This is a genomic window from Streptomyces sp. NBC_00344, from assembly GCF_036088315.1.
In the GTDB taxonomy this organism is placed as follows: domain Bacteria; phylum Actinomycetota; class Actinomycetes; order Streptomycetales; family Streptomycetaceae; genus Streptomyces.
Map to the genome: position 1 here is coordinate 5,707,783 of NZ_CP107996.1, position 16,737 is coordinate 5,724,519.

Genomic DNA, 16,737 nt, shown 5'->3' on the forward strand with positions numbered 1-16,737 from the left:
GGCAGCGCCGGCCGCAGGCAGGACTCCTGCCGGCCCTAGATGACGAGGGACAGCAGCAGGACGAAGATCATCGAGACGACCGAGATCAGGGTCTCCATCACCGACCAGGTCTTGAGCGTCTGCCCGACCGTCATTCCGAAGTACTCCTTCACCAGCCAGAAGCCCGCGTCATTGACATGGCTGAAGAAGAGCGAACCCGCGCCGATGGCGAGGACCAGCAGCGCCACATGCGCGCTGGACATGTCGGCGGCGAGCGGGGCGACCAGACCGGCCGCCGAGACCGTCGCCACGGTTGCCGAGCCGGTCGTCAGGCGTATCACCACGGCTATCAGCCAGGCCAGCAGCAGCGCGGGAATCGACCAGTCCTTGGAGATGTCCAGAACCATCTGGCCCACACCGGAGTCGATCAGGGTCTGCTTGAAGCCGCCGCCGGCCCCGACGATCAGCAGCACGCCGGCGATCGGGGCGAGTGACTTCTCGGTGGTCGTCGCCATCCGGCCCTTGGTGAAGCCGGCGGCGCGGCCCAGCGTGAACATGGCCACGATCACAGCGGCCAGCAGGGCGATCAGGGGCGAACCGATGACGTCGAAGACACGCTGGACGGTGTCCGCGGGGTCGTCCACCACGACGTCGACGAGCGCCTTGGCCAGCATCAGCACGACGGGCAGCAACACGGTGGACACGGTGGCGGCGAAGCTGGGCAGCTTCCCGAGCTCGTCGGACGGGCGCTCCGGAATCATCCGGTCGGGGGCCTGGATGTCCACCCAGCGGGCCGCGTACCGGGAGAAGACGGGGCCCGCGATGATCACGGTCGGGATGGCCACGAGCACACCGAGGGCGAGCGTGAGCCCCAGATTGGCGTGGACGGCGGCGACGGCCACCAGCGGGCCGGGGTGCGGTGGTATCAGACCGTGCATCACGGAGAGGCCGGCGAGTGCGGGGATACCGATCCGCATCAGCGAGAAATTGCCGCGCTTGGCGACCAGCAGCACCACCGGAATCAGCAGCACGATGCCGATCTCGAAGAAGAGCGGCAGTCCGACGATGGCAGCGATCAGCACCATCGCCCAGGGCATCATCCGCCGGCTGGCCCGGGCGAGGATGGTGTCGACGATCCGGTCGGCGCCCCCGGAGTCGGCGAGCAGCCGGCCGAGGATCGCGCCGAGCGCGATCAGCACACCGACGCTCGCCGTGGTGGTACCGAGACCCGTGGTGAAGCTGGTGATGACCTTGTCGAGCGGTGCGCCGGCCACGGCCCCCAGCACCAGCGACCCGATGGTCAGGGACAGGAAGGCGTGCAGCTTGAACTTCGTGATGAGCAGGACGATGACGGCGATGCCTGCGAGGACGGCGATCCCCAGCTGCGCATGGCCGGCCGAGGATATCGGCTCGACGTCCGCTGCCAGGATCTCGACGCTGAGACTGGACACGGTGGAATCCTTTGACTTGTACGGTCTGGAGGCCTAGTCGCCGAGCCGGCGCAGCGCTGCCACGGCCCGCTCGGTGATCTCTTGTGGGGTTCCGGAGATGTCGACGGCGACGCCCGCCTCGTCGTCACCCAGCGGCTGGAGCGCCGCGAACTGCGAATCCAGCAGTGCGGTGGGCATGAAATGGCCCTTGCGTTCCTTCATCCGCTGTTCGATCAGCGCGCGGTCACCGGTCAGATGCAGAAAGACGGCACCGGGGGCCTCGCCCCGCAGCCGGTCGCGATAGGCGCGCTTGAGCGCCGAGCTGCTGACCACCCCGCCGAGCCCCGCACGGCTGTGCGCCCACTGCCCTATGGCGTCGAGCCAGGGCAGACGGTCCGCGTCGTCGAGGGGCGTGCCGGCGGACATCTTGGCGATGTTCGCCGGGGGGTGGAAGTCGTCGCCCTCGGCGTACGGAACGCCCAGCGCTTCGGCCAGCAGTGGACCGATCGTGGTCTTGCCGGTCCCTGCGACGCCCATCAGGACGACGACTCGGGGGGTGCTCATCGGTGTTGCCTCGCTGTCTTCTTCGACATGGGTCCGTCGCGCAACTGAAACCTATTGGTACGACGTATTCAAGAGTCTGTGACACACAAGTCATACTTATTGGCAGGGGGAGCGGGACCCGTAGGCTGTCGCCATGACCACTCAGGGCCGGGGGCTGCATGCCCATGTGCTGGAAAACCTCGGTCCGGCGATCACCTCGGGGGAGTATCCGCCGGGAAGCGTGCTGCGGACCGATGAGCTCGCCGAGCGCTTCGAGGTGTCCCGCACGGTGATCCGTGAGGTGGTCCGGGTCCTGGAGTCGATGCATCTCGTGGAATCGCGGCGCCGGGTCGGCGTGACCGTGCGGCCGACCGAGGCCTGGAACGTCTACGATCCGCAGGTCATCCGGTGGCGGCTGGCCGGCACCGACCGCTCGCGTCAGCTCCGGTCACTGACCGTTCTGCGGTACTCCGTCGAGCCCGTCGCCGCCGGGCTCGCGGCCCGGAACGCCACGGCTGAGCAGTGCGCCGCTCTCACCGAGCAGGCCCTCGGGATGGTCGCCACTTCGCGAGGTCACCAGTTGCCCGCCTATCTTGTGCACGACATCGCCTTCCACCGCCTCGTACTGCGCGGATCGGGCAACGAGATGTTCGCCAGGCTCGGCGATGTGGTCGCCGAAGTGCTCACCGGGCGCACCGAGCACCAAGTGATGTACGAGAATCCGGACCCAGTGGCTGTGACCTTGCATGTGCAGGTTGCCGAGGCGGTACGGGAGGGGAATGCAAACCGCGCGGAGGAACTCACCAGAGAGATCGCGGTCGGCGCGCTGAAGGAGCTCGACATCCTCTCGCCCTGACATATGGGCTTTCAAACGTTATGTGACAAACATTTCAATCGGTTCTCGTACCCCGTTCACCCCTCTACGCTGACGCCTTGATCGGCCGGTTTCCCCCACGTAAGGCGAAGCACCACATGAGTGACCGCACCACAACGGCGGCAGCGCCAACCCCGCACGTCGATGCCGGCGACCAGGGCTACAGCAAGGACCTGAAGTCCCGCCACATCAACATGATCGCCATCGGCGGCGCCATCGGCACCGGGCTCTTCCTCGGGGCCGGCGGCCGGATGGCAGGTGCGGGGCCGTCCCTCGCCATCGCCTACGCGGTCTGCGGCGCCTTCGCCTTCTTCGTCGTACGGGCTCTGGGCGAGCTGGTCCTCTACCGCCCGTCCTCCGGCGCCTTCGTCAGCTACGCCCGTGAGTTCATGGGTGAGAAGGGCGCCTTCGCGGCCGGCTGGCTCTACTTCCTCAACTGGTCGACCACGGCTGTCGCCGACATCACGGCTGCCGCGACCTACGCGCACTTCTGGGCGATGTTCAGCTCGGTCCCGCAGTGGGTCTGCGCGCTGGTGGCGCTGGCCGTCGTACTCACCGCGAACCTGATCTCGGTGAAGTACTTCGGCGAGATGGAGTTCTGGTTCGCGATCATCAAGGTCGCCGCGCTGGTTGTCTTCATGTGCATCGGGATCTTCCTCGTGGTCACCCAGCACTCGGTAGGCGGACACGCTCCGGGCCTCGCGACCATCGGCGACAACGGGGGCCTCTTCCCCCAGGGCGTGATGCCGATGATGCTGGTCATCCAGGGCGTCGTCTTCGCCTACGCCTCCGTCGAACTGTGCGGCGTCGCCGCGGGCGAGACCGAGAACCCCGGAAAGATCATCCCGAAGGCGATCAACTCGATCATGTGGCGGGTCGGCATCTTCTACGTCGGCTCGGTCGTGCTGCTGGCACTGCTGCTCCCGTACACGGCGTACTCCGACGGCGAGAGCCCCTTCGTCACGGTCCTCGGCAAGCTCGGTGTCCCCGGCGCGGCGGGCGTGATGAACCTGGTCGTGCTGACCGCGGCCCTCTCCAGCCTCAACTCCGGGCTGTACTCCACCGGCCGCATTCTGCGCTCGATGGCCCTGTCCGGTTCCGCTCCCCGTTTCACCGGCCGGCTCAACAAGGGCCAGGTGCCCTACGGCGGCATCCTGCTGACGGCAGGCTTCGGCGTGCTGGGTGTCATCCTCAACTACGTCGTCCCCGGCGAGGCCTTCGAAATCGTCCTCAACTTCGCTTCGATCGGCATCCTGGGCACCTGGGGCATGGTCATGATCTGCTCGCTGCTCTTCTGGCAGCGGTCGAAGGAGGGCCGGGTCAGCCGTCCGGCGTACCGGCTGCCGTGGGCTCCGTACACCCAGATCGTCACGCTCTGCTTCCTCGTCGGGGTGGTGTTCCTGATGTGGTGGGGCGGCGGAGTCGGCCGTACGACCGTGGAGTGTCTGCCGCTGATCGCCGCGGCTCTGGTCGGCGGCTGGTTCGTGGTACGCGGCCGTGTCGCGGCCATCGCCGCGGAGCGCCCGGGCCTGGAAGACTGAAGCGGCATACCGTTCGGTGACACGGAAGGCTGTTGAAGGCATGACGCAGCAGGTCCAAGGGGTCGTGGCCCCCGGCAAGAACGAGCCGCTCCGCGTGGAGACGATCCTGGTCCCTGACCCGGGCCCCGGGGAGGCCGTGGTGAAGATCCAGGCCTGCGGGGTCTGTCACACGGATCTCCACTACAAGCAGGGCGGGATCAACGACGACTTCCCGTTCCTGCTCGGACACGAGGCGGCCGGGGTCGTGGAGTCGGTGGGCGAACGCGTGGACGACGTCGCGCCGGGCGACTTCGTGATCCTCAACTGGCGCGCCGTGTGCGGCCAGTGCCGGGCCTGTCTGCGCGGCCGGCCGCAGTACTGCTTCGACACGCACAACGCGAAGCAGAAGATGACACTGGCCGACGGCACCGAGCTCTCGGCCGCGCTGGGCATCGGGGCCTTCGCCGAGAAGACCCTGGTCGCCGCGGGGCAGTGCACCAAGGTCGACCCGTCCGTCTCGCCCGCGGTGGCGGGACTGCTGGGCTGCGGGGTGATGGCCGGTATCGGCGCCGCCATCAACACCGGACAGGTCGGCCGGGGTGACTCGGTCGCGGTCATCGGCTGCGGCGGTGTCGGGGACGCTGCCGTCGTCGGGGCGCGGCTGGCCGGCGCGGCCAGGATCATCGCCGTCGACATCGACGACAGGAAGCTCGCCACCGCGCGGAAGATGGGCGCGACCCATACCGTCAACTCCCGTACGTCGGACCCGGTCGAGGCCGTCCGGGAGCTGACCGGTGGCTTCGGCGCCGATGTGGTGATCGAGGCGGTGGGCCGCCCGGAGACGTACCAGCAGGCCTTCTACGCCCGCGATCTGGCCGGCACGGTCGTTCTGGTGGGCGTACCGACACCCGAGATGCGCCTGGAGCTCCCGCTGCTCGACGTCTTCGGGCGCGGCGGCTCGCTCAAGTCCTCCTGGTACGGGGACTGTCTGCCGTCCCGTGACTTCCCGATGCTCATCGATCTGCACCAGCAGGGCCGGATCGACCTCGGCGCCTTCGTCACCGAGACCATCCGGCTCGACGAGGTGGAGAAGGCCTTCGAGCGGATGCACGAGGGCGATGTACTGCGGTCGGTGGTGGAGTTCCGATGACCGCTCGCATCGACCGCCTCGTCACATCGGGAACCTTCTCGCTCGACGGCGGCACCTGGGACGTGGACAACAACGTCTGGATCGTCGGTGACGACCGGGAGGCGATCGTCATCGACGCCGCCCATGACGCCGGTGCCATCGAGGCCGCGCTGGCCGGGCGCACCCTGCGCGCCATCGTCTGCACCCATGCGCACAACGACCACATCGACGCGGCGCCCGCGCTCGCCGCTGCGACCGGGGCGCCGGTCCTGCTGCATCCCGACGATCTCGCACTGTGGCGGCTGACCCATCCCGACCGGGCCCCTGACGGCGAACTCGCCGACGGGCAGACGCTGTCGGTCGCCGGAACCGAACTGACGGTGCTGCACACCCCAGGCCATGCCCCGGGCGCGGTCTGCCTGTACGCACCGGCGCTGGCCAGCGTCTTCACCGGGGACACCCTCTTCCAGGGCGGGCCCGGTGCGACCGGACGGTCCTTCTCGGACTTCCCGACGATCGTCGCGTCGATCCGTGACCGGCTGCTGACCCTGGACGCGGACACCGCGGTCCTCACCGGTCACGGCGACCCGACCAGCATCGGTGCCGAGGCCCCCGGCCTGCCGGAATGGCTGGCGCGCGGCCACTGAACCACCCCGGCCGCTATGCCTTGCGGGCGACACCCACCCAGCCGGGAATCGGGTCGTCGCCCGCGACCGGCACCGGCTCGCCCAGCTCGGACTTCCACTCGGCGGCCAGCGCGACACCTGGCTCGACCAGTTCGAATCCGGTGAAGAACCGGGCGGTCTCCTCGCGTGAGCGGGGCCGCAGGGTGAGCCCGCGGGCGCGGTACATCTCGACGGCCCTGGCCGAGCCGCCGGGGTCGAAGTCTCCCGTCACATGGGAGACGACGACGCAGCTGCCCGGAGACAGCGGTTCCATCAGCGTGTTGACCAGCTGGTAGGCGTCCTCGTCGGCCACGAAGTGCAGCAGGGCCACCAGGGACAGTGAGATCGGCCGGCTGAAGTCGAGGACCTTCCCGGCTGCCTCGATGATGGAGTCCGGCTCCCGCGCGTCGGCCTGGATGTAGTCCGTCGCGCCCTCGGGGGTGGAGCGCAGCAACGCCGAGGCGTGGGCCAGCACGATCGGATCGTTGTCGCAGTAGACGATGCGGGCGTCCGGGGCGCTCCGCTGGGCGATCTGGTGCAGGTTGGGCTCGGTGGGTATGCCGGTTCCGATGTCGAGGAACTGCCGGATGCCGGCCTCCGCGGCCCAGCGAGTGGCACGGTGCATGAACGCCCGGTTGACCCGGGCCATCTCCTTGCCCCGGGAATCGAGGGCGAGGAGTTGCTCGGCCATCTCCTGGTCGACGGGGTAGTTGTCCTTGCCGCCGAGGAACCAGTCGTACATCCGTGCGGGATGTGGCTTGCTGGTGTCGATCCGGATGTCCTGAGGGTCTGCTCCGGTCATCGGGCGCTCCGTAAGGGTAGGACGATGCAGGACAGGGACGACGCGTCCGTTCAGGTCAGAAGGAAGTCGGCCTGGCCGGACTTGGCGCCCTGGATGAAGGCCGCCACCTCGCCCGGCGAGTAGATGAGCGCGGGGCCTTCAGGGTCTGCGGACTGGCGTACGGCGACACGGCCGTCGGCCAGTTTCATGGCCTCGACACAGTTGCCCCCGTTGCCACCGCTCCACGGCTTGTGCCAGCCTTCCGCGCCGAGATCGGCGGCAGGCATGCCGTTGTATATGCGATCCATTACAGCTCCTTGCGGAAATCCTTGAGGATCTCCTTCGTGCGTTGTGCAGTGGCGGCCTGAGCCGCCATGCGGTCCATGACCTCGAGGTGGGCAGCCACCTCTTGACGCGCGTCGAGATAGACGGCGCCGGTCAGGTACTCGCTGTAGACCATGTCGGGCAGTTCGGGTACGGCGAAACGGAAGAGAACGAAGGGGCCGTACGTCCCCGGGTGGTGGCCGCCGCTGAACTCCGCGATCTGCAGGGTGATGTGCGGCTGGTCGGCTGCCTGGAGCAGCCGGTCGACCTGCGCACGCATGACCTCGGGGCCGCCGGCATGGCGCCGCAGGACCGTCTCGTCCATCACCACCCAGAACGAAGGGGCGTCCGGCCGGGTCAGCAGGGACTGCCGCTCCATCCGCAGCGCCACATGCCGGTCGATGTCCTCGGGCCTGGTCTCGCCCACGGCGCCGCTCCGCATCACCGCACGTGCGTAGTCCTCGGTCTGCAGCAGACCGGGCACGAAGTGCGGTTCGTACGCCCTGATGAGTGCCGCGGCGCCCTCCAGACTGACGTACATGCTGAACCAGTCGGGCAGGATCCCGTGGAAACGCTGCCACCAACCGGGCTGATTGGCCTCTTCCGTCAACTCGACGAAGGCGTCGGCCTCGGCCTCGGTGTTTCCGTACGCTCGCAGCAGTAGCTGCACATACGGGATCTTCAGAGCCACCTCGGCGGTCTCCATCCGGCGGATGGTGGCCGGGGCGACTCTGAGTACCTTGGCAGCCTGTTCGCGACTCAGGCCGGCCCGCTCGCGCAGTTCCTGCAAGCGTTTTCCGAGCACGACCTGGCCAACGGTCGGGGCGGACCGCGGCTCACTCAACTGAGACCTCCACATGGGCAGTTGTCAGCAGTGTGCCATGTCCATCCAATCAGGGAAACGGCACTCTGAACTTTTCAAAGTGCCTCTTGCCAAGGTGTCCGTGACGGAGGAGAGTGGAGCGGTGAACCAGTTACGGGACTGGCGCGCGCCCATGGGGGAAGGCGTGACGGTCGCCGTTCCCCCCACCGTGAGGATTCGGTCGTGGCTCCAGGCACTGCGCTCGTCCCCCAGCTCATCGACCGGTGCCCCGGAAGTGATGTACGGCGCTACGTATTCGAATTACCCGCACGCACCGATTCCGTCGCCCGCGCCCGCCGGCTGGCACGGAACCGGCTCGCCTGCTGGGACTTCTCCGAGAACGCCAGCGACACTGCTCTGCTGATCATCTCCGAGCTGGTCACCAACGCGGTCGTACACACCGCGGGCGATCATGTGGCCTGCGAACTGCGGGACAACGGGGGGAAGTTGCGCATCGCGATACAGGACCAGGGGCATGCATCCGGCGGCCCGCAGCTCTGTCTCTCCCCGCAGGGCGAACACGGTCGCGGACTGCTTCTGGTCGACGCGGTGAGCAGCGCCTGGGGTGTCAGGGAAGCACTCCACGGCCCGGGGCGGCTGGTCTGGGCGGAGCTGGCGCACGACACGGGGCGTCCGTGCTGAGAACCGCGCTGGCACGCGTACCCACGCTCTCCACTCCGCTCGGCTGTGACGCCGTGGGGGTGCCCGAGTACCACGGCTTCCGGCTGCTGGCCCGACTGCCCAAGCCCGGCTGCGTCTTCGCCGACGACGACTGGTGGTGGTGGATCGTACCCGCAGGCTCCGACCTCGAACTCGCCTGGCCGCCCCAGGTGCGCTACGCCGCCGGTGCGCGCGTCCCGGCCGCACGTCCGCGCCTGCTGCACTGGCCGCAGGACTCGCTGCCGTACACCCCGCCGATCCCGCTCTACCTGATGGTATGTCAGCTCACCGGCGCGGTCCCGCAGTGGGCTGACCTTCACTGAACTTCCTGCCGCCGCTCACCCCTGGCGACCGCGATCACGCCGGTGAGGCCGGCCGGCCCTTCCGGGTCCTGTTCGCCGGCCGGTGAGGCAGGCCCCGCATGGCGGCCCCGGCGCGCGACGTGACGGTTCCGGAGGACGCGGGCACCGGGCGTCGGGCGCGGAGATCCAGAAACCGATCACGGTGGGCTCCGCCGTGGCGCGCACGGGCGGTGGGGTGAGCAGTACCCGTTCCGGCTCACCCGGAGCTTCACGCCGTCGTCATCGAAGACGGCGGGGGATGCGGGCGCCGCCGACGCTCCTGGCGGACTGCCGTCGGCGCCCGGACCACCGACCACGAAACGCAGAAGGTGCCGACCGGAATCCGGTCGGCACCGTCAAAGACGATCTTGCGTGTCCGAGGGGGGACTTGAACCCCCACGCCCGATAAAGGGCACTAGCACCTCAAGCTAGCGCGTCTGCCATTCCGCCACCCGGACCAGGTGTCTGCCGCACGGCCCCTGGCCGTTCCGACGTGGAAAACCATAGCAAACATTGGGAGGTGCTCGATCACCCGCCGATCCGTACGCACTCCCCGGCGCGGGCCCGGATGAAGTACGGATGACGGCGGGCCCCGGCGCTTGGGGTCCGGGGGTGCGGCGCGCGAGGATGGGGAGGCGGACCACCAGCAGTGACAGTGGGAGGAATCAGCGTGAGCGAGTCGAACAGCGCGGACAGGTCGCAGGCCGTCTCCGGCGAGGACGAGGTCGTGGACCTGTGTCGCGATCTGATCCGGATCGACACCAGCAACTACGGTGACCACTCGGGGCCGGGAGAGCGTGCCGCTGCCGAATACGTGGCGGAGAAGCTCGCCGAGGTCGGCCTCGATCCGCAGATCATCGAGTCCCATCCGGGGCGTGCGTCGACGGTGGCCAGGATCGCGGGCGAGGATCCGTCCCGTCCCGCGCTGCTCATCCACGGGCACACCGACGTCGTACCGGCGAACGCCGACGACTGGACGCACCACCCCTTCGCCGGGGAGATCGTGGACGACTGCGTCTGGGGCCGTGGCGCGGTCGACATGAAGGACATGGACGCGATGACACTCGCGGTCGTCCGGGACAGGCTGCGCAGCGGACGCAAGCCCCCGCGCGACATCGTGCTGGCCTTCCTCGCGGACGAGGAGGCGGGCGGTGTCTACGGTGCGCACCACCTCGTCGACAACCGTCCCGAGCTCTTCGAGGGTGTGACCGAGGCCATCGGTGAGGTGGGCGGTTTCTCCTTCACCGTGAACGAGGATCTGCGGCTGTATCTCATCGAGACGGCACAGAAGGGCATGCACTGGATGCGGCTCACCGTGGACGGCACCGCGGGCCACGGATCGATGACCAACAGTGACAACGCGATCACCGAACTCTGCGAGGCGGTGGCCCGGGTCGGCAGGCACCGGTGGCCGGTGCGGGTCACCAAGACCGTCCGCTCCTTCCTCGACGAGCTCTCCGACGCCCTCGGCACCCCGCTGGACCCTGAGGACATGGAGGCCACCCTCGCCAAGCTCGGCGGTATCGCCAAGATGATCGGCGCCACGCTGCGCAATTCCGCGGCGCCCACCATGCTCGGCGCCGGCTACAAGGTGAACGTCATCCCGGGGCAGGCCACCGCGCATGTCGACGGGCGCTTCCTGCCGGGCTACGAGGACGAGTTCCTCACCGACCTCGACAAGCTGCTCGGCCCGCGGGTGAAGCGTGAGGACGTGCACAGCGACAAGGCCGTGGAGACCACCTTCGACGGCGATCTGGTCGATGCCATGCAGGTGGCGCTCAAGGCCGAGGACCCGATCGCCCGCGCTGTGCCCTACATGCTCTCCGGAGGCACCGACGCCAAGTCGTTCGACGATCTCGGCATCCGCTGCTTCGGCTTCGCGCCGCTGAAGCTGCCGCCGGAGCTGGACTTCGCCGGCATGTTCCACGGGATCGACGAGCGGGTGCCCGTCGACGGGCTCAAGTTCGGTGTACGGGTGCTTGACCGCTTCCTTGACCGATGCTGACCGGAGAGCGCCGGAAGTGGCAATCCAGCTAATCGGTTGTACGTGCGTATGCGACCGAAACGAGTGAATGGAGGCACCTGCTCGTAGCCCCACCGGGTTCCCCTCGTTACAGGTGGTGCGGTCCGCGGTTTGGACTGCTTTGCCAACTAGGAGGAACTAATGATCAAGAAGGTCGCTGCTGTTGCGGCTGCCACTGGCGGTCTGGTGCTCGCAGGTGCGGGCATGGCCGTCGCCGATGCGGGCGCCCACGGTGCCGCGGCGCACTCTCCCGGTGTGCTCTCCGGCAACGTGGTCCAGGCGCCCGTTCACATTCCGGTGAACGCGTGCGGTAACTCGGTCTCCGTGATCGGGCTGCTGAACTCGGCCTTCGGCAACACCTGTGCAAACGTGTGACGTTGCGCCTCCGACCCGCAAGGGTCTGAGCCTCGCCGGCCCTGGGGTGCGCACCCCGCGTTCTGGGGCTGGAGAGGCATTCGGCCCCTGGGCAACGAAGCCCGCGGGCTTTTCCGGTAGGTAGAAGACAGGGAACGAACCTATGCGACAGGTCACCAAAAAAGGCCTGATCACGGTGGCGGCCGCGAGCGGAGTGCTCGCCATTACGGGCGGCTACGCGCACGCCGACTCGGCGGCCGACGGCAGCGCCTCGAACTCACCGGGCGTGCTGTCCGGCAACTCGGTTCAGGTCCCGGTGCACATTCCGGTGAACGCCTGTGGCAACACCGTCAACGTCATCGGACTGCTCAACCCGGCGATCGGGAACCACTGCATCAACACCTCGTCGGCGCACTCCGGCCACCACCGCGGCGACAGCCGCGACGGCGGCTACGGCGACGACAAGGGCGGTTACGGCGGCAGCCGCCACCACGGCGGCGGCGCGACTGCGGAGGGTGACACCGTCGGCTCGCCCGGCGTCCTCTCGGGCAACGGCGTGCAGGTTCCGGTCGACGTACCGGTGAACGCCTGCGGAAACAGCGTCAGCGTCATCGGCCTCGGGAACGCGACGGGTGGCAACGACTGCGTCAACGAAAGCACCCCGCCGGCTGTCACGCCGCACCACCCCCGGGCCCCCCACCACCCGGCGCCGCACGCGCCGACGACGCCCGTGGTGACCCCGAACACCCCGGTCGCCCAGGCGGCTCCGGAGCCCGTGAACGCCGAGCAGCTCGCTGAGACCGGTGCTGGTGGCCTCGGGCTGGTCATTCCGGCGAGCGCCGGACTCATTCTCGGCGGTGCCATTCTCTACCGTCGGTCCCGCGCGGCCGCATAACGGACCGGCTGCTTGAGCCGGTCGGGTACGCAGGGAACGGAGGAGCGGGCCCCCGCAGTCGCGGGGGCCCGCTCCTCCTTCACCATGTGGCGCGCACCTGGCGAATGATCCTCCGGCGCAGCCGCACTCTGCGGCTGCCGTCCCGGTGCAGGGTCAGTCGGTCCAACTCCCAGTGTCCGTACTCGGCGTGATCGGTGAGGAGACGCGTGGTATCCGAGCGGGAGACCCCGCGCGGTACGTACACGTCGACGAATTCGTATTCCGGCATCGCATCTATTGTGCGGGCAGAGGCCCGGTACGGATAGCGTCTGCCCCATGTCTGATGCTGCGCAGCCCACGGCTGCCGAGGTACGCGCCGCCGCCGAGGCGGTCAAAGCCGCGCTGGACCGTCACCTCGAGGCGGTCGAAGCCCGCACGGGAGAGGACGATCAGGCCGTCTACCGGGCGTTCAACACGCTCGCGGCGGCCGCCGAGGTCTACGACGAGAAGCTCTACGACCGCTACGACGAGGTCACACCCTTCGAGATCCCGGGCGCAGAGGACTCGCTGCCGCCCTACGCGGGCCCGGACGAGCCGCACGCACTCAGTGTGCTGATCCGCCGCGATTACGCGGTGGTGGAGCCGCAGCGGCTGATGGCACAGGCCCAGCGGATCGCCGACCTCGACCCGGACGCGGACAGCGGGAGCGGCGTTGCCGCGGTCGCCGGGAGCAGTGTGCACGCGGCTCTCGGGGTGCTGTTCGGGGAGTACGAACCCGACGAGGTCGCCTCCCGGCACAAGGAGTTCGGTCTGGAGGAGGGCGACTCCACCCTCTGGATCTCGGCGGTGGATGAGCTGCCCGAGCCGGGGGAGTGGCTCGACGCACCGTTCGACCAGGCGGACCCTCAGCAGATCGTCTGCCGCTTCGACGTCAGCTCGGTCTTCGACGACGAGGAGCTGCTCGACGACGCCGATGACCGGACCGGCGGCGAACTCAAGGGCGAACGGGCCTGAGCGCGCAGAGCCGGTGGCCGTGCGACGGCCGGGGCGCCCACGCCCCGGCCGTCGCCGTGTCCGTCCGGCCCCGGGCCGGGCTCTACCCGGCAGAGGGCCGCAGCAGGGTACGCAGCCGGGTGGTGCGCTCCTGAGCGGGGATGTCCGCCACCGCCTGCGGCAGCGCCCCGTCCACCCCGTGCACCACGGAGAGATGGCGTTCGCCGCGGCTGAAGGCGGTGTACACCCAGGGGCGGCTCAGCGTCCGCGCCGCATCTCCTGGCAGCACCACGACCACGGCAGGCCAGCGCAGCCCGGCCGCCTGGTGCGCGGTGAGTGCCCAGCCGTGCCGGACCTCCCGTTCCACCCGGTCCCTCGGCACGATGACGGGGGTGCCCGCGCAGTCCAGGTGCAGTCCTCCGGCGTCCGCGGAGACGACCGTGCCGGGCAGCGTCCTGCCGGGCGCCGGGGTGTGGGCCACGCGGTCACCCGGATCGAAGCCACCGAAGCGTCCCGGCCCCGGGTTGAGCCGTTCCTTGAGTGCGGCGTTGAGCACCCAGGTGCCCGCCGAACCGCCGTGACCCGGGGTGATGACCTGGGTCTCGCCCGTCGGCACGCCGATCGCCCTGGGGACGGAGTCGGCGACCAGCTGCACGGTGCGGTGCACCGCCTCCCCGGCATCCTGCACCGGGACGATCACCACTTCCCAGCCGGGTGCGTCGACCTGGAGCAGCTCACCGGCGCCGATACCCGAGACCAGTTCCCCGATCGGCCCGGGATCGGGGGTGCGCGAGGCGACCCGGGGGCAGGCACGGGCGGCCAGGACGTCGGCGAACACCTGCCCGGCGCCGGCCGAACCGAGCACCCCCGGGTCCCCGCCGAGCAGCAGACGGCTCCCGTCCGCAAGGGACTCCACCAGCATCGCGGCAGTCTCGACGTCGAGCTGCGGGGCGTCCACGACGGCCAGCAGATCGAGTGCCAGCGCACCCTCTCCGTCCCGTCCCGGGCCTTCCGAACCATCGAGCAGCCCGGAGACCGTGACCGCGGCCGACGGGTCGTCCAGAGCCCGGGCCAGCCGGGCCCTGCCGTCGGGGGTGTGGGCCGCCGCGCAGACGCGCAGTCCCAGGCCGCGGGCCGCCGTGACGAGTGCCACCGGTTCGGCGCGGGCCGCGTCCCCGCCGGTGTGGGCGACCAGACCGTGCGACGCCATGGCCCGGATCAGCTCGGCGGCCGAGGGGGAAGCGGCCCCGGCAGCGGACTCCCAGTCGAGCTCCCGGCCGGTGAGTGACCCCGCGTCGGACAGCCGGGCGAGTCCGTCGGCGAGGCTCTCCTCGGCGAGTGCGTAGCGGTCCAGTCCCAGCAGGACCCGTACCGGTTGTTCTGCCTCGTCGTCCTGTGCGCCCTCGTCGCCCGGCGCCGGGGCCACGGGTCCCTCAGGCTGGTCCTCCAGGGCGTCCTGGAAGACCAGCACCACACCCTCCGCGATCGCGCTCTGCAGGACCTCGTCGGGATCCGGCACGGAGTGCTCGGCGAGCGCCGTTCGCACCGCGGCGGCCTCCAGCACGGTGTGTCCTCCGAGGGCGGCGCGCTCCAGCAGCCAGCCGACGAGTGCGGTCGCCCGCCGCTCGTCACCGGGGCCGCACTCGCCGCCGAGCAGCACGCGGGCGAAGGCGTCGGCCTGCTCGGGCCGCACTCCCGGCACAGCAAGCAGCTGCCACGGATCGTCGCGCAGCCTGTCGGCCGCCTGTTCACCGAGCACTCCGGCGGCCCGCACCGCCAGCGCATCGGGAGCGCCACCCTCGGCGAGGACGGCACCGACAGCGGCAACGGTCTCCTGCGACACCGCGGGCGCGGACGCCTCGTGCGCCCCCGCGGGCCGGTTCCTGACCGGTGCGGTGGCTGCCGGGCGCCGCGGCTCGGGCGCCGGAGGCGGGAACTGCACCGAGGGCTGCCGGCCGCTCTCCACCGCACGGACGGCCGCGAGCAGATCCGCTGCCCGGCCGCTCAGCTTTCCTCCGGCCTCGATGGGTCCGTCCTTCTCGGCCTTGCGCTGCTCGATCCTGGCGAGCAGCTCCCGCTGCGCGGCCAGCTCGGCATCGGCTTCGGACGCGGCCGGCTCCTCGGAACCCCCGGCCGCAGCGGGCTCGTCGGGGCCCTCGGCCTCACCGGGCTCGTCGGGGCCCTTGGATGCGTCCACGGTGACACCACCCTCCGTCGTCTCGTCAACGGTCTCGGAAGCGGCCTCGGAGGCGGCCCCGGCAGCCGTCTCGGCCTCGGTGCGGGCCTCGGCCCCGGCACCGGTCTCATCGCCGGCCTGGGTGGCGACAGGGTCCGTACTCACAGCTCGGTCCAGTCCTGGTCGGGATAACGGTGAACGGGCTCCGACACGTCGTCGAGTGCCCGGCAGATCTCGTCAGGAAGACTAAGCGTCTCCACTGACAATGCCGCGGTGAGCTGCTGTGCGTTCCGCGCGCCGATGATCGGGGCGACCACTCCGGGCCGGTCGCGGATCCAGGCGAGCGCCACCTCCAGCGGAGTGGTGGCAAGCCCGTCCGCCGCTATGGCGACGGCGTCGACGATGCGGCTCGCCGGCTCGTCGAGATAGGGCGCGACGAACGGAGCCAGCTGTTCCGATGCGCCGCGTGAACCGGCCGGGGTCCCCTGCCGGTACTTCCCGGTGAGCACCCCGCGCCCCAGCGGTGACGACGGCAGCAGGCCCATCCCCAGATCCACCGCGGCCGGAAGCACCTCCCGCTCCACACCCCGCTGCAGCAGCGAGTACTCCATCTGCGTGCTCGCCAACCGGGTCCGTACGCCCGGCGCGGCAAGCTGCCAGGTCGCCGCCTTGGCCAGCTGCCAGCCGGAGAAGTTGGAGATACCCGCATAGCGCGCCCGGCCGCTGGCGACCGCGATGTCGAGCGCCTGCAGCGTCTCGTCCAGCGGGGTCCCGGGATCGAAGGCGTGCACCTGCCACAGATCGACGTAGTCGGTTCCGAGCCGGTCCAGAGAGGCGTCCAGCGCCGCCAGAAGATGTCCGCGCGAGCCGTCGAAGCGGCGGTAGGGATCGGGCACGCTGCCCGCCTTGGTCGCGATGACCAGATCGCGGCGCGGAACCAGCCGCTCACAGAGCTGCCCGATCAGGTATTCGGCGTCGCCGTCGCCATAGACGTCCGCCGTGTCGACGAGGGTGCCCCCCGCTTCCCAGAAGACTTTGAGCAGATCGGCGGCGTCCTGCTCATCGGTCCCCCTCCCCCAGGTGAGGGTGCCGAGCCCGATCCGGGATACGCGCAGGCCCGTGCGGCCGAGATGCCTCTGCTCCATGGGCGCTGAGATTACTGGCCGGAAGCCCGCTCGGTGGGAGCGCGGTGCGACGCGCCACTGACGG

The 16,737-nt window shown here is 69.7% G+C and carries 18 protein-coding genes and 1 tRNA gene; 10 read left to right on the top strand and 9 right to left on the bottom strand.

Going from position 1 to position 16,737, the window contains the following annotated elements; translation table 11 throughout:
• Positions 1-35: 35 nt before the first annotated feature.
• Both OHS16_RS25800 and OHS16_RS25805 read right to left on the bottom strand, forming a co-directional pair.
• Positions 36-1,430 carry a GntT/GntP/DsdX family permease gene (locus OHS16_RS25800; RefSeq protein WP_328539633.1) on the bottom strand — a complete coding sequence of 465 codons (1,395 nt, stop codon included), beginning with the start codon at positions 1,428-1,430 and terminating at the stop codon, positions 36-38.
• Positions 1,431-1,463: 33 nt separating this feature from the next.
• Complete coding sequence (locus OHS16_RS25805) at positions 1,464-1,973, bottom strand: gluconokinase (RefSeq protein WP_328539634.1); 510 nt, start codon at positions 1,971-1,973, stop codon at positions 1,464-1,466.
• A 133-nt stretch (positions 1,974-2,106) separates the two neighbouring features.
• Here OHS16_RS25805 and OHS16_RS25810 point away from each other — a divergent pair, with 133 nt between their 5' ends.
• From OHS16_RS25810 to OHS16_RS25825, 4 genes are all read left to right on the top strand, one after another.
• Positions 2,107-2,808 (top strand): FadR/GntR family transcriptional regulator, encoded by a 702-nt coding sequence (locus OHS16_RS25810; RefSeq protein WP_328539635.1) that lies wholly within the window; start codon positions 2,107-2,109, stop codon positions 2,806-2,808.
• 116 nt (positions 2,809-2,924) lie between these two features.
• On the top strand, positions 2,925-4,367 hold the full coding sequence (locus OHS16_RS25815; protein WP_328539636.1) for an amino acid permease: 1,443 nt from the start codon (positions 2,925-2,927) through the stop codon (positions 4,365-4,367).
• Positions 4,368-4,407: 40 nt separating this feature from the next.
• Positions 4,408-5,496, top strand: coding sequence for an S-(hydroxymethyl)mycothiol dehydrogenase (locus OHS16_RS25820; RefSeq protein ID WP_328539637.1), 1,089 nt, complete (start codon positions 4,408-4,410; stop codon positions 5,494-5,496).
• Positions 5,493-6,122, top strand: a complete 630-nt coding sequence (locus OHS16_RS25825; protein ID WP_328539638.1) for an MBL fold metallo-hydrolase — start codon at positions 5,493-5,495, stop codon at positions 6,120-6,122. The genes OHS16_RS25820 and OHS16_RS25825 overlap by 4 nt, the downstream gene beginning before the upstream one ends.
• Before the next feature lie 13 nt (positions 6,123-6,135).
• Here OHS16_RS25825 and OHS16_RS25830 read toward each other — a convergent pair whose 3' ends face one another.
• Genes OHS16_RS25830 through OHS16_RS25840 form a run of 3 tightly spaced genes read right to left on the bottom strand, consistent with a single transcriptional unit; the run spans position 6,136 to position 8,089 of the window.
• Positions 6,136-6,942, bottom strand: a complete 807-nt coding sequence (locus tag OHS16_RS25830) for an SAM-dependent methyltransferase (RefSeq protein ID WP_328539639.1) — start codon at positions 6,940-6,942, stop codon at positions 6,136-6,138.
• Positions 6,943-6,992: 50 nt separating this feature from the next.
• Positions 6,993-7,229: a DUF397 domain-containing protein gene (locus tag OHS16_RS25835; RefSeq protein WP_328539640.1), complete on the bottom strand. Its 237-nt coding sequence runs from the start codon at positions 7,227-7,229 to the stop codon at positions 6,993-6,995.
• Entirely contained in the window at positions 7,229-8,089 is an 861-nt protein-coding gene (locus OHS16_RS25840) for a helix-turn-helix domain-containing protein (RefSeq protein WP_328539641.1), read from the bottom strand. Before OHS16_RS25840 ends, OHS16_RS25835 begins: the two co-directional genes overlap by 1 nt.
• Positions 8,090-8,290: 201 nt before the next feature.
• On the opposite strand from OHS16_RS25840, the gene OHS16_RS25845 reads away from it, so the two are divergent.
• Together OHS16_RS25845 and OHS16_RS25850 are read left to right on the top strand one after the other, a co-directional pair.
• Entirely contained in the window at positions 8,291-8,749 is a 459-nt protein-coding gene (locus OHS16_RS25845) for an ATP-binding protein (protein ID WP_328539642.1), read from the top strand.
• A complete protein-coding gene (locus OHS16_RS25850; protein ID WP_443042795.1) occupies positions 8,710-9,090 on the top strand; it encodes a hypothetical protein in 381 nt (126 codons plus the stop codon). Before OHS16_RS25845 ends, OHS16_RS25850 begins: the two co-directional genes overlap by 40 nt.
• A gap of 391 nt (positions 9,091-9,481) precedes the next feature.
• On the opposite strand, the gene OHS16_RS25855 is transcribed toward OHS16_RS25850, so the two are convergent.
• Positions 9,482-9,566, bottom strand: a tRNA-Leu gene (locus OHS16_RS25855).
• Between the two features lie 212 nt (positions 9,567-9,778).
• Between OHS16_RS25855 and OHS16_RS25860 the strand changes: the two genes are divergently transcribed.
• From OHS16_RS25860 to OHS16_RS25870, 3 genes are all read left to right on the top strand, one after another.
• Positions 9,779-11,113 (top strand): M20/M25/M40 family metallo-hydrolase, encoded by a 1,335-nt coding sequence (locus OHS16_RS25860; protein WP_328539644.1) that lies wholly within the window; start codon positions 9,779-9,781, stop codon positions 11,111-11,113.
• 159 nt (positions 11,114-11,272) lie between these two features.
• The gene (locus tag OHS16_RS25865; protein ID WP_328539645.1) at positions 11,273-11,506 is read left to right on the top strand and encodes a chaplin; all 234 of its coding nucleotides are present in this window, start codon (positions 11,273-11,275) and stop codon (positions 11,504-11,506) included.
• A gap of 142 nt (positions 11,507-11,648) precedes the next feature.
• Positions 11,649-12,380 carry a chaplin gene (locus OHS16_RS25870; protein ID WP_328539646.1) on the top strand — a complete coding sequence of 244 codons (732 nt, stop codon included), beginning with the start codon at positions 11,649-11,651 and terminating at the stop codon, positions 12,378-12,380.
• 79 nt (positions 12,381-12,459) lie between these two features.
• Here the strand turns inward: OHS16_RS25870 and OHS16_RS25875 are convergent, their stop codons facing one another.
• The gene (locus tag OHS16_RS25875; protein WP_328539647.1) at positions 12,460-12,648 is read right to left on the bottom strand and encodes a DUF5703 family protein; all 189 of its coding nucleotides are present in this window, start codon (positions 12,646-12,648) and stop codon (positions 12,460-12,462) included.
• A gap of 47 nt (positions 12,649-12,695) precedes the next feature.
• On the opposite strand from OHS16_RS25875, the gene OHS16_RS25880 reads away from it, so the two are divergent.
• Positions 12,696-13,373, top strand: a complete 678-nt coding sequence (locus tag OHS16_RS25880) for a hypothetical protein (RefSeq protein ID WP_328539648.1) — start codon at positions 12,696-12,698, stop codon at positions 13,371-13,373.
• 82 nt (positions 13,374-13,455) lie between these two features.
• On the opposite strand, the gene OHS16_RS25885 is transcribed toward OHS16_RS25880, so the two are convergent.
• A complete protein-coding gene (locus OHS16_RS25885; RefSeq protein ID WP_328539649.1) occupies positions 13,456-15,693 on the bottom strand; it encodes an ATP-dependent RecD-like DNA helicase in 2,238 nt (745 codons plus the stop codon).
• Positions 15,690-16,673, bottom strand: coding sequence for an aldo/keto reductase (locus OHS16_RS25890; protein ID WP_328539650.1), 984 nt, complete (start codon positions 16,671-16,673; stop codon positions 15,690-15,692). The genes OHS16_RS25885 and OHS16_RS25890 overlap by 4 nt, the downstream gene beginning before the upstream one ends.
• Positions 16,674-16,737: the final 64 nt, after the last annotated feature.